This window comes from Enterococcus sp. DIV0213h, from assembly GCF_051711285.1.
Lineage (GTDB): Bacteria > Bacillota > Bacilli > Lactobacillales > Enterococcaceae > Enterococcus_D > Enterococcus_D casseliflavus.
Genome location: NZ_JBIOMH010000001.1, coordinates 2,665,001 through 2,678,774 on the forward strand (window position 1 = coordinate 2,665,001; position 13,774 = coordinate 2,678,774).

8 protein-coding genes, 1 tRNA gene and 1 rRNA gene are annotated in these 13,774 nt (G+C 42.4%); all 10 read right to left on the reverse strand.

Annotated elements, in window-relative coordinates; all coding sequences use genetic code 11:
• Positions 1 to 82: 82 nt before the first annotated feature.
• The 10 genes from IGI77_RS12340 to dnaE all read right to left on the reverse strand — a co-directional run bounded on the left by IGI77_RS12340 (position 83) and on the right by dnaE (position 13,655).
• Positions 83 to 155 (reverse strand) — tRNA-Ala (locus IGI77_RS12340).
• 76 nt (positions 156 to 231) lie between these two features.
• Positions 232 to 1,791 (reverse strand): 16S ribosomal RNA (locus IGI77_RS12345).
• 615 nt (positions 1,792 to 2,406) lie between these two features.
• Complete coding sequence (locus IGI77_RS12350; protein ID WP_034696083.1) at positions 2,407 to 3,912, reverse strand: HAMP domain-containing sensor histidine kinase; 1,506 nt, start codon at positions 3,910 to 3,912, stop codon at positions 2,407 to 2,409.
• Positions 3,913 to 3,926: 14 nt separating this feature from the next.
• Entirely contained in the window at positions 3,927 to 4,613 is a 687-nt protein-coding gene (locus tag IGI77_RS12355) for a response regulator transcription factor (protein ID WP_005229193.1), read from the reverse strand.
• Between the two features lie 139 nt (positions 4,614 to 4,752).
• On the reverse strand, positions 4,753 to 6,174 hold the full coding sequence (gene gndA / locus IGI77_RS12360; protein WP_005229192.1) for an NADP-dependent phosphogluconate dehydrogenase: 1,422 nt from the start codon (positions 6,172 to 6,174) through the stop codon (positions 4,753 to 4,755).
• Positions 6,175 to 6,359: 185 nt separating this feature from the next.
• Positions 6,360 to 6,539, reverse strand: a complete 180-nt coding sequence (rpmF, locus tag IGI77_RS12365; RefSeq protein ID WP_005229191.1) for a 50S ribosomal protein L32 — start codon at positions 6,537 to 6,539, stop codon at positions 6,360 to 6,362.
• 56 nt (positions 6,540 to 6,595) lie between these two features.
• The gene (locus tag IGI77_RS12370; RefSeq protein ID WP_010749661.1) at positions 6,596 to 7,156 is read right to left on the reverse strand and encodes a YceD family protein; all 561 of its coding nucleotides are present in this window, start codon (positions 7,154 to 7,156) and stop codon (positions 6,596 to 6,598) included.
• Between the two features lie 195 nt (positions 7,157 to 7,351).
• On the reverse strand, positions 7,352 to 9,136 hold the full coding sequence (pyk, locus tag IGI77_RS12375) for a pyruvate kinase (protein ID WP_005229179.1): 1,785 nt from the start codon (positions 9,134 to 9,136) through the stop codon (positions 7,352 to 7,354).
• Positions 9,137 to 9,219: 83 nt separating this feature from the next.
• A complete protein-coding gene (gene pfkA, locus IGI77_RS12380; protein ID WP_005229169.1) occupies positions 9,220 to 10,182 on the reverse strand; it encodes a 6-phosphofructokinase in 963 nt (320 codons plus the stop codon).
• A 161-nt stretch (positions 10,183 to 10,343) separates the two neighbouring features.
• Positions 10,344 to 13,655: a DNA polymerase III subunit alpha gene (dnaE, locus tag IGI77_RS12385; RefSeq protein WP_438770151.1), complete on the reverse strand. Its 3,312-nt coding sequence runs from the start codon at positions 13,653 to 13,655 to the stop codon at positions 10,344 to 10,346.
• Between the last annotated feature and the right edge of the window lie 119 nt (positions 13,656 to 13,774).

Consider the following 13,774-nt stretch of genomic DNA (forward strand, 5'->3'; position numbering starts at 1 on the left):
AACTCGGTGTGTGTTACTTGTTTTGATTATTTCTTCGATATCCAGTTTTCAATGAACAAAGCTTAACGACCATTGTCGTTAATGGAGCCTAGCGGGATCGAACCGCTGACCTCCTGCGTGCAAAGCAGGCGCTCTCCCAGCTGAGCTAAGGCCCCGGGTATTTACTTGAGAGTAGACCTCTCAAAACTGAACAAAGGCAAACGATGTGTAGTCTTCCGAAATATTCCTTAGAAAGGAGGTGATCCAGCCGCACCTTCCGATACGGCTACCTTGTTACGACTTCACCCCAATCATCTATCCCACCTTAGGCGGCTGGCTCCAAAAAGGTTACCTCACCGACTTCGGGTGTTACAAACTCTCGTGGTGTGACGGGCGGTGTGTACAAGGCCCGGGAACGTATTCACCGCGGCGTGCTGATCCGCGATTACTAGCGATTCCGGCTTCATGTAGGCGAGTTGCAGCCTACAATCCGAACTGAGAGAAGCTTTAAGAGATTAGCTTAGCCTCGCGACTTCGCAACTCGTTGTACTTCCCATTGTAGCACGTGTGTAGCCCAGGTCATAAGGGGCATGATGATTTGACGTCATCCCCACCTTCCTCCGGTTTGTCACCGGCAGTCTCGCTAGAGTGCCCAACTAAATGATGGCAACTAACAATAAGGGTTGCGCTCGTTGCGGGACTTAACCCAACATCTCACGACACGAGCTGACGACAACCATGCACCACCTGTCACTTTGCCCCCGAAGGGGAAGCTCTATCTCTAGAGTGGTCAAAGGATGTCAAGACCTGGTAAGGTTCTTCGCGTTGCTTCGAATTAAACCACATGCTCCACCGCTTGTGCGGGCCCCCGTCAATTCCTTTGAGTTTCAACCTTGCGGTCGTACTCCCCAGGCGGAGTGCTTAATGCGTTTGCTGCAGCACTGAAGGGCGGAAACCCTCCAACACTTAGCACTCATCGTTTACGGCGTGGACTACCAGGGTATCTAATCCTGTTCGCTCCCCACGCTTTCGAGCCTCAGCGTCAGTTACAGACCAGAGAGCCGCCTTCGCCACTGGTGTTCCTCCATATATCTACGCATTTCACCGCTACACATGGAATTCCACTCTCCTCTTCTGCACTCAAGTCTCCCAGTTTCCAATGACCCTCCCCGGTTGAGCCGGGGGCTTTCACATCAGACTTAAGAAACCGCCTGCGCTCGCTTTACGCCCAATAAATCCGGACAACGCTTGCCACCTACGTATTACCGCGGCTGCTGGCACGTAGTTAGCCGTGGCTTTCTGGTTAGATACCGTCAAGGGATGAACATTTTACTCTCATCCTTGTTCTTCTCTAACAACAGAGTTTTACGATCCGAAAACCTTCTTCACTCACGCGGCGTTGCTCGGTCAGACTTTCGTCCATTGCCGAAGATTCCCTACTGCTGCCTCCCGTAGGAGTCTGGGCCGTGTCTCAGTCCCAGTGTGGCCGATCACCCTCTCAGGTCGGCTATGCATCGTTGCCTTGGTGAGCCGTTACCTCACCAACTAGCTAATGCACCGCGGGTCCATCCATCAGTGACGCAAAAGCGCCTTTCAACTTTCTTCCATGCGGAAAATAGTGTTATACGGTATTAGCACCTGTTTCCAAGTGTTATCCCCTTCTGATGGGCAGGTTACCCACGTGTTACTCACCCGTTCGCCACTCTTTTTCTTTCGGTGGAGCAAGCTCCGGTGAAAGAAAAAGCGTTCGACTTGCATGTATTAGGCACGCCGCCAGCGTTCGTCCTGAGCCAGGATCAAACTCTCATAATGATTTGTTTGAATGACCATACGGTCATTAAGCTCATAAAAATTAACTTTGCTAGCTATTGCTTGCATGTATTTGTTTCAATAAATTGAAACGTCCTACACATTGGTTCGTTTGCTTGCTTTGTTCAGTTTTCAAAGGTCTACCGTGCTGTGTTAGCAACTTTCATATCATATCAGAGCGACGTTTATTTGTCAACTCTTTTTTAAAAGTTTTTTTCAAGAAGTTGTTATTTAACTTCTTTCTTAACCTCAGCGACTTTTTTATCTTACCATCTCAACCGTTATATGTCAAACACTTTTTTTGAAAAGTTTTTTTGATTTATTAGGTTTTTCAGAGATGATATTTTTTCGACTTTGTTATAATAACACTTGTAAAATGTTTCGTCAACAACTAATTTCAAAAAAGATCAATCAGTGTTTGTTACAAATGCCTTAACAAGGACAAGTAATAATATAGCAATTCTTAAAGGAAAAATCAACTAAAAAAATAGGCTTTTTGGCAACTATTTTTATAAGCGAATTATTCATTGTCAAACGATTCGAACGTTCGTTTATAAGAAGTATTTTGCGGCTAAATCTATCATTAATGGATAAAAAAAGAGAACTTAAGCTTTTCGCCTAACGTTCTCTTTTCGTCCGATCTTCTGATTGAACGATCGGTATATAGATTCGAAAGATCGTTCCTTGACCGATGACACTCTCTGCTGAAATTTTTCCTTTATAGCTTTCCAATAACTGTTTCGCAATAGAGAGCCCTAGCCCGTTTCCGCCTTTGGTTCTAGCACGGGCTTTATCTACCCGATAGAAACGATTAAAGATCTTGTCGAGGTCTTCTTTGGAGATTCCCTCACCAAAGTCTTGAATGGCAATTTCAAAGGATTGTCGATCCAACGAAATGGATAGATGAACTTCTTTTCGATCAGTGGAATATTTCACTGCGTTATCCAAGACAATAATAATGATCTGTTCAAAATGATTGCGATAGATTTTCAGCTTCAACTCATGGTATAAGTCATCATCCAATGTAAAAACAAAATCCGGATACAGTATTTTAAAGTTATTGAAGACTTGATAGACAACTTCTTTTGCATTGGTTGTTTCATTTGCATAATGAACATCCACTTGTTCCGCTCTTGAGAGATCCAACATTTCCTGTACTAGCGTCTTCATCCGACTGATCTCTTGCATACTGGCTGCCAGAGACTCATCCAAAATCTCTGGATCGTCTTTTCCCCAACGCTGCAACAGATTCATATGTCCTTCAATGATCGCCACAGGCGTTCGCAACTCATGAGAAACGTCTTCGACGAATCGCTCTTGCTGTTCAATGTATAGGCGCATGCGATCCAGCATTTCGTTAAAGATATCTGCTAAATCAGACAGTTCATCGTTCGTATTTAATTCTGGCATATGCACCGTTGACTGTGGGTTTTTCCGAACGGTTTCCATCGTATCTCGCAAGACCTTTAACGGCTGAAGGAAATACGCTGATAAAAAGAATCCAAGCACACTACTAAGAATCAGAGAAACGACTTCTAAGATAATCAAAGTCAGCAGCAGTTTGCTGCGTATTTCGTAAAAAGAAGTCAATTCATAAAATGTTTGTGCATAGCCAATCCGCTCTCTGGTGCCTTTTGAATAGATGGGTTGGATCGAGAGAAAGCCTGTGATACCATCCAGCGTTACGATGGTTGGCGCTTTGCGCTGCGTGTCGATCAGTGCTAAATCATTCTCATGGGTTTTAAACACAAGATCCTCATTCAAATTATAAACAAACAAGCTCAACGGCGCTTGGCCTAATTCCGAAATAAAGGAATCGATTTTCATTAAGTTGCCATCGATCGTTGAAGTGCGATCATAAATGCTCGTCGTCCCCGCATCATTTTTGGTTAAATTACGATACGTCCGAACCAATGTTAGTTCTTGATCCGAATTGGCTAAACGAGAAGCAACCTCTGACATCGTCCGCTCCACATTGTTTTCTTCTTTAGCGACGATCAAATTCACCGATGTTTTATAGGTGATCACAGCAAAGATCGTAAATACGACGAATATAAAGAAAGAACTTGCGAAGGCCCACTTTACAGTTAAAGAAGGCCCCTTCAGTTCTTTTAATTTTTTCATTCTTTTTTTAAGGTTCACGACCGCATCACATAACCTGTACCACGAACGGTTTGGATATAGCTTTCCTCCCCTGGCACATCAATTTTATTTCGTAAGTAGCGGATGTAAACATCGACAACGTTGGTTTCAACTTCTGTCTCATAGCCCCAGACTTTGTTTAATAAAACATCTCTGGCTAAAACGACATTGACGTTTTCCATTAAAGTCAACAATAGCTCATATTCGCGTTTTGTTAGTTCAATGACATCTGTTCCACGTCGAACGACACGGTTTTCTTTTTCAATCGTTAGATCGCGGTAAGTGATCGTGGTTTGTTTTGCGACGTTTTTGTCCCCTTCAATATCGATACGGCGAAGCAACGCACGTAAGCGTGCCAGCAATTCTTCAATTGCAAAAGGCTTCACAATATAATCATCAGCACCATGATCCAAACCTGATACTCGATCAATCACAGAATCTCTCGCGGTCATCATGATGATCGGGGTGTTCTTCGATTGACGCACACGTCGGCAAACTTCTAACCCATTTAGCTCTGGAAGCATTAGATCCAATAAGATTGCATCCCATTCATTATTCAGCGCAGCATCCAGTCCCGTCCGTCCGTTGTAATGAACTTCGGTATTATACCCTTCATGCTTCAATTCTAATTCCACAAATCGAGCTAAGTTCTTTTCATCTTCAATGATTAGAATATTACTCATTATTGATAGCCCCTTTATTGATTATTCTGCCTTTAAAATAGACATTATCTGTCTTATTTTATCATGTATCTAAAAAATAAAAAAGAGATTGACCGAAAGTTCTCACTTTCGGCCTTTCTCTTTTGGATTCTCTTAAAGCTTACGCTTCGTCATACCATGAATAATGGAAAATTCCCTCTTTATCTGTCCGTTCATACGTATGCGCGCCGAAGTAATCCCGTTGTGCTTGGATCAAGTTCGCTGGCAAACGATCAGAACGATACGAATCAAAGTACGCGATCGCAGAGGAGAACGTCGGCACAGGGACACCCGCTTGGACAGCTAGCGCAACTACTTCACGTACAGAAGATTGATAGCGTTTCGTGATGTCTTTGAAGTAATCATCTAATAATAAGTTTTCGATGTCAGCATTCTTGTCATAAGCATCCGTGATTTTTTGTAAAAATTGCGCACGGATGATACAGCCTGCACGCCAAATTTTGGCAATCTCACCAAAAGGAAGATCCCAATCGTACTCTTTTGATGCTGTACGTAATTGCGCGAAACCTTGTGCATAGCTCATGATTTTACTGAAGTATAAGGCTTCACGGATCTTATTGATAAATTCTTCTTTGTTCCCTTCAAAAGCAACCGCTTCTGGTTTCGGTAATACTTTGCTGGCATTGACCCGTTCTTCTTTGTAAGCTGAGATATAGCGAGCAAAAACAGATTCAGTGATCAATGGTAATGGAACACCTAGGTCTAAGGCACTTTGGCTCGTCCATTTCCCAGTTCCTTTATTGCCTGCAGCATCTAAGATCACATCAACGATCGGTTTGCCTGTTCCTTGATCATCTTTACGTGTCAAGATATCCGCTGTGATCTCAATTAGGTAGCTATCCAATTCACCTTTGTTCCATTCGGCAAAGATATCAGCCATTTCATCAACAGATAGACCTAAAATGTTTTGCATCAAGTCATAAGACTCCGCAATCAGCTGCATGTCGCCATACTCGATCCCATTATGAACCATTTTTACGTAATGGCCTGCACCATTTGGTCCAATATAAGTTACACAAGGTGTACCATCTTCAGCTTTTGCTGAAATTTGTTCCAAGATCGGTGCAACCAATTCATATGCTTCTTTTTGACCACCAGGCATGATTGAAGGACCTTTCAAGGCGCCTTCTTCCCCACCAGAAACACCCGTACCGATAAAGTTGATTCCTGAGTTTGCCAACTCTTCGTTACGACGAACGGTATCTTTAAAGAAGGTATTTCCGCCATCGATCAAAATATCGCCTTTGTCTAGATGAGGCAATAGTTCTTGGATCGTAGCATCCGTCGCAAATCCTGCTTTTACCATTAATAAAATACGACGTGGCTTTTCAATTGATTGAACAAATTCTTCTATCGTATAAGTTGCTTTAAAATTTTTATCTGGATGTTCTTTTACTACTTCTTCTGTCTTTGAACCAGTACGGTTAAATAAGGCAACTGAATAACCGCGGCTTTCGATGTTCAACGCTAAGTTTTTGCCCATAACAGCCATACCGACAACGCCGATTTGTTGTTTTGTCATCTTTCATCCTCCTAAGATTCAATTATCTTTTTCATTATAGCGCAAATGTACCTGCTTTTGAACTATTCTCTTTCGATGGACAAAAAATATTTCTGAAAAGTTCCATCTTTTCCAAAAAAAACAAAAAAACCTCAGGCTCCATGGTTAGCCTAAGGTTTTAGAATCCTCTTTCTGAAAAAAAGGAATTATGCTTCTTTTGTTGCTACGTCTTTGCCATCGTAATGACCACAGTTAGAGCAGACATGGTGGCTTTTTTTCATTTCACCACAGTTTGCACATTCGTTCAAACCGTTGATTGTCAATTTGTAATGTGTACGACGTTTTGCTTTCTTCGCTTTCGAAGTTTTTCTAGCTGGTACTGCCATTTTGCTACACCTCCTTGTTAATGAACGCAACCTTGAGGCTGCAATTTATTCCAATCCTACGCGTTATCGTCATCTGATTCATTGAATAATTCGGATAATTTTGCAAGACGAGGATCAACTTGTTGAGCTTGCGCTTCTTTTTGATTTGCAAAGTCTTCTTCTGACAAAACAGCCCAATCGTTGCCAGATGGCATTGCTGAACCTTGTTTTTCTTCTTCTGTCAGGACTTGCAAAGGAATCGCAAGTAATAGGTTATCAGCGACCGATTCATCTAAGCTGATGGTTTGACCTTCAATGATCAAAACTTCTTCTTCGACGATCGTTTCATCGCGACGCTGAAATTGCTCTGGTGTCATGAATTGTTCATCCACTGAAAAATCAAAAGGAATCGCTACAGGTGTCAAAGAACGAGTAGATGGCAATGTCATCGTCGTTTCCACTTGATAGTGCAGCAAGTATCCTTGCTTATCAACACTCATCAGCCCTTTTACTTTTACAGGAGACAAATCAATGATCTGTCCATCGCGTTTTATCAGTTGACTTTTTAGGTCAAGTGTTTCTTCAAACATCAGCGGTGTCTCTTGGTATTTTTTTAATTCCAATAAAGACCATTTCATTTTTATCACCCCTAAGCAACAAAAGCAATTATACAGGGCTTCTGAGGCTTTGTCAATGAAATTTTCTTGACACCTTTTTCATTTTTGATCGTGTCATTTTAATGCCTTTTCTCAAGGGATTTCGACACTCTCAAAAAAACAACAGGAAGCGCACAACGTGCACTTGCCTGTTGCTTGATCAATCGTTAAAAATCATTAGATCGCTGTTGTTTCTCCACGATAAACGATACCGCGACGAGAATCAAGAGTAACCAATTCGCCATCTTTGATGGTTGTTGTTGCGTCTTTGGCACCAACGATCACTGGTAGATCTTTCGCGATTCCGACAACTGCTGCATGAGAAGTCAAGCCGCCATCTTCAACAACTAAAGCTGCTGCTTTTTCGATTGCTGGCATATATTCTTTATCTGTTGTTGGTACAACTAAAATCATGCCATCTTTTGCTTTCGCAATTGCTTCTTCGGCACTGTGAGCGATCACGGCATTGGCAACAACTGATTTTTCACCAATTCCTTGCGCTTCAAGCAATTTTGATCCGATCAATTGGATCTTCATTACGTTGGTTGTTCCGCGTTCACCAACAGGAACACCGGCTGTGATCAAGATTAGATCGCCTTCTTTAGCAAAGCCTAAATCCACTGCTTGTTTTGCTGCTAATTCAAACATTTCATCAGTTGTTGATGGTTTTTCAGCAACGGTTGGGTACACACCCCAGTTAAGCATCAAGCCGCGTTTTGTGCGTTCGTCAAATGTAACAGCTAAAATGTCAGCATCTGGACGATATTTAGAAATCATTTTCGCAGTGTAGCCAGATTCAGTGGCAGCAACGATTGTTTTAACCCCTAAGTTTTTCGCTGCACGCGCAACAGATAAACCGATTGTTTCCGTTACATCTGTTTTATCAAATTGGTTGATTTGGAAAGTGCTGTTTTCTGATAAAGCTTTTTCTGCTTCCACGTCGATACGTGCCATTGTTGCTACTGCTTCAACAGGGTAGTCACCGTTTGCTGACTCACCAGAAAGCATTGTTGCATCAGTACCGTCAAAGACAGCATTGGCAACGTCAGAAGCTTCTGCACGAGTTGGACGTGGGTTTTGTTGCATTGATTCTAACATTTGTGTTGCTGTGATAACTGATTTACCAGCAGCGTTACATTTTTTAATGATGCTCTTTTGAACCATTGGTACTTCTTCAGCAGGGATCTCAACACCCATGTCACCACGGGCAACCATGATACCATCAGAAACTTTGATGATTTCATCGATATTATCGATACCTTCTTGTGATTCGATTTTAGAGAAGATTTGCACATGAGTCATGTCTTTTTCTTCTAAAATTTCACGAATTTCTAAAACGTCTTGCGCTTTACGTACAAATGAAGCGGCAATGAAGTCGATATCGTTATCAAGACCAAAACGGATATCTTCTGCATCTTTTTCAGTAATACCAGGTAAGCTGATTGATACGCCAGGAGCATTGACCCCTTTACGTGATCCTAACATTCCAGCATTTTTAACGACAACCACTAATTCACGAGTTGCTTCGTCTTTTTCTTTGATTTCCATGTCGATCAAGCCATCATCAAACAAGATGTGTCCGCCCACATGAACATCTTCAAATAAACCAGGATAAGTTACAGCAATTTTTTCTTTTGTTCCTTTGTGTTCTGGATCCATTGAAATACGTGTTTCATCGCCAACGTTGAATTGGATGTATCCAGCACGACCAAAGTCTGCTTCTGTCGTATTTTGTACAGTTGTACGGATTTCAGCACCTTTTGTATCTAAAAGGATACCGACATCTTTACCAGTTTTCTTTACGGCTTCACGAACCATTGTCATACGCGCTAATTGTTCTTCATGATCTCCATGAGAGAAGTTAAAGCGGAAGACATTCGCACCGGCTTCAATCAGTTGAGAAATAATTTCCACACTGTTACTTGCTGGTCCTAATGTACTTACGATCTTTGTTTTTTTCATTACTAAACGCTCCTATTCATTTATTTAAAATAGCTAATAAGCTTTTTTTACAAAATTACTGTTGCGTTGCTTTAAAAATCTCTTTAGAATGAGATTTCTTTGTTCAAGTTATACAAGCTAAGATCTGGTTTGTGACGATTGTTTTCAAGGGTATCGATGATATCAGAAGCAATCATTTCATTGTTTTCGATACCGATACATAGACCGCCTTTGCCTTGTTGCAATAATTCAACGGCATATGAACCAAATTTACTTGCTAACACACGGTCACGAGCGCTTGGTGAACCACCACGGACAACGTGTCCTAGAATTGATACACGGGTATGGAAATCGCCGTATTCAGAAAGTTTGTCAGCAAAATCATTTCCGCCCATCACACCTTCGGCTAAAACGATCAAGCAATGTTTTTTCCCGCGGTCGCGTCCTTCACGGATACGATCAGCAACAACTTGCATGTCAAAATCATGTTCTGGGATGATGATTTCATCCGCACCACCGGCCACACCTGACCATAAAGCGATATCGCCAGCACCACGACCCATTACTTCGATCACGAATGTGCGGACATGTGATGTCGCTGTATCACGGATACGGTCAATCGATTCCAAGACAGTATTGATCGCTGTATCAAAACCAATCGTGAAATCTGTTCCTGGAATGTCATTATCGATCGTTCCTGGAATCCCGATCGCTGGGAAACCGTGACGAGTAAGTGCCATCGCACCATGGTAAGATCCATCTCCACCAATCACGACTAGCCCTTCGATGCCAAATTTCTTTAATTGTTCGATTCCTTTTAATTGTCCTTCTTGTGTCGCAAATTCTGGATAACGTGCTGAATATAAGAATGTTCCACCACGTTGAATTTTGTCACCAACATCAGCAACATCTAAGCGACGAATGTCGCCTGCGACTAGTCCGGCATAGCCATAGTTGATTCCGTATACTTCAAGTCCGTCAAAAATACCCTTTCTGACAACTGCGCGAATCGCTGCGTTCATTCCTGGTGCATCGCCGCCACTGGTTAGAATTCCAATGCGTTTCATTATTCTTTCACCTCATCAAAAGATTTTGTTTAGGGAAGCCCCTGTTTGCTAGTTTTCAAGTAATAACCACGAGACATATTCTACCATTATTCCATGAAAATGTCTTGAAATAGTGGGAAAAAGTTGAAAAAAGTGTAAGTTGAATTACCGTTTTCGGAAAATTACTTGAAAATTACATTTCCATTTCCTAATAATGCGATCAGTTGTTTGACAAAGTTCGGCTCATCTGTCACCCAATTTTCTTCTGCTAATAACACTTTTTTGCCACTGCTTTCATAGAACATCACCACTGGAATATTTCCGTGGTGCTGCTTCATTTCCTTCGACAATGCTTGCAGGTGCGACGTTTCAGCTTCAGCAGAAATCTTTAAGTAACAAGTTTGTGACGCAATTTTATTTTGAACGTTTTCTGCTAAGTCTATTTTATCAGCAATGAGTTGGATTTCACCATTGTAACGACTTACCTCGACCTTTCCTTCGATGTAGAGAACAGCATTTTCTTCAATCAAGGAACGTACTTGTCGATAAACGATGGGAAAAATCGTTACTGACACTTCTTTGCTGGCATCTGTTCCTTCGACAAACGCCATTTGTTCGCCCTTTTTCGTTCGAATCTCTCGAATCTTGCGCACATATAAAAGGATACGCACCCGTTCATTCGGAACCAGATCAGCAATATCAGTGATTTGTTTTAATTGGTGCAATTTTTGAAACTGTTCCACGGGATGGCCAGACAAATAAACACCTAAGTATTCTTCTTCCAAAGCCAGTTTTTCTTCTAGTTTGTAATCGGCAACGGCTTCTTCTTTTAATGCCATAGTTTCTAAGAGATCCAAACTGCCGCCACTATAAGTAATGTTTTGGATCTTTCCTTCTAGCTGGATCAGCGCTTGTTTTCGATTGGGGGCGATCCCATCGAATACGCCGATGCTCAAAAGCGGCAATAAATAATCCAATTTTAACCATTTGCTGTTACGCTGATTTAAGCGAAGCAAAAATTGATCCATAGACGTGAAATTACCATGCTCTTTTCTTTCTGCCAAAATGTCTTGGATCATGTCGCGTCGGATTCCTCTGATACTGCTGAAACCAAAACGAATTTGTTTTTCATTTTGCAGTTGAAAACTAAACCCACTGGCATTGATCGAAGGCGGCAGTACTTCTACGCCATAACGTGCGGCTTCATTTAAATATTCTTTCATTTTGCTGGCGGTGTTGCGTACCGAGTGTAGGATCGAAGCAAAAAATGGTGCGGGATAGTGTACCTTCAGATAGGCCATTTGAAAGCCGATAAAGGAATAGGCAAACGCATGGGATCGATTAAACCCATAATTGGCGAACCGCTCGATATAGTCATAGACCAAATTGGCGGTCTTTTCATCGTACTGATTGGCTAAGGCGCCTTGCACAAAATGACGACGTTCCTCATCCAAGACGTCTTTTTTCTTTTTACTGATTGCTCGACGCAAAATATCTGCTTGTCCTAAGCTGAAACCAGCCATTTTGGAAGCTACCTGCATGATCTGCTCTTGGTAGACAATGATTCCGTAAGTGTTTTGCAAAATCGGAATCAAGCTGTCATCTGGATAAGAGACACGCTCTTGTCCTTTTTTCCGCTTAATAAAGGTATCGATATTTTGCATCGGTCCTGGACGATACAAGGCATTGACTGCGGCAATATCCTCGATGCTTTCTGGTCCTAACTTACGCAGCACATTGCGTATCCCCGCTGATTCAAATTGGAAGATCCCTGCGGTCTCGCCTTTTTGAAACAAGCGCAATGTTGCTGGATCATCAAGAGGAATCTCCTTTTGGGTAACGATTTGTTGGCTGATTCGTTTAATGCCTTTCAAGGTATTATCAATGATCGATAAGTTTCTCAAGCCTAAAAAGTCCATCTTCAATAGGCCGATGGCTTCTACGTCATTCATGGTAAATTGGGTCAGCCAGATCCCATCGCTGCCTTCTTGTAAGGGAACCAAATCAAGCAAATTCTTGTCACTGATCACCACACCAGCGGCATGAGTCGATACGTGACGTGGCAAGCCTTCTAAAATTTTGGCGACTTGAAACATTACTTGGTTTCGCTCATTAAACGACACCAATTCTCGCAGCTGATTGGATTGTTCATAAGCAAGATCTAAGGTCATTTTCAAGGCATTGGGGATGGCTTTTGACCAGCGATTGGCTTCACTTTGCGAAAGACCAAAGACACGAGAAACATCTCGCAGAACCATTTTGGCCGCCATAGTGCCAAACGTCGCAATCTGTGCCATATATTCTTGCCCGTATTTTTGGCGCACATACTGTAAAATCTCGTCTCTGCGATTGTCAGGAATGTCTAAATCAATATCAGGCATCGTGTAACGTTCTGGATTCAAGAATCGTTCAAACAAAAGATCGTATTTGATTGGATCTACGTCGGTGATCGATAAAACATATGCCACCAGTGCGCCAGCAGCCGATCCCCGTCCAGCGCCGGTAACGATCTCTTGTTGGTGGGCAAAGTCCATGACGTCCCAAATAATCAAGAAATAGTCATCAAAGCCCATCTTATGGATGACGGACAACTCATAATCCAAACGCTGTTCGTACGCCGATGTAACGTGGGCAACACGCTGAGGCAGACGCTCAAAACAAATTTTCCGCAAATAGTCCGCAGCGCTTTCTTCGGCTGGTAGCGGGTAATGAGGCAACAGCCGCTGATGCAGCGGCAGCTCGACGGCGCATTCAGCTGCAATCCGCTGATTATTCATCAATGCCTGCGACCATTCTTCAAATGCCGCGGTCAGTTGGTCTGCTGGTTGTAGAAAAAGCTGCGCAGCCCCTTGCTCTTTAGCCTGACGAAAGTCTTCAATTTGCGAGCCCTCTTTGATATGCGTCATCACTTTGACTGCAAAGGTTTCTTCTTGTGCTAAAGCCGCGATTGGTTGATAGGCACATGGTGCAATGTTTTGCTCGTTAAACCAAGCGATCGTTTCTGGATCTAGCCCTTTGCTAGTAATACCTAAAAACAAGCTCTCAGAATCAAATTTATGGCTGATTGCTCGCAGTGCTTCTTGATTGGCTTCTAGATCATCGTGCTGAGAAGGCAGAAACCCCTCGCCTTCAGGCAGCAAACCAAAGAGGTCCTGCAAAGAATCACAAGCAGCTAAATTCAACTGCTCGGTGATCATTTTTTCACTTGATAAACGCATCAAGGTTTGATAGCCCTTGAGGTTTTTTGCAAATACGTACAACGGAAAGGACATTGATCCCTCTCCGAAGGTACAGTCGAACAAAGCGCCAAAAATCGGCTTGATGCCCTGTGCTAGGCATTGCTGATAAAACTCGACCGCGCCATAGAGAACATTATGATCGGTCAGACCCAACGTCTGATAGCCCATCTTTTTGGCTTGCTCTATATAGTGAGGAATTTTGATCGTACTTTGCAGCAACGAATAGGCGCTTAAGGTGGTGAGCTGTGAATACATTGAAATCCCTCCAAAAATGAAAATTCTCTTTCTTTCTGCTAGTAATTAGATTTGAAAAACAAAATGAAAAAGTGAAAATCTTTACAATAAATATTTTTGTGATAAACTAAAGTCGAAAT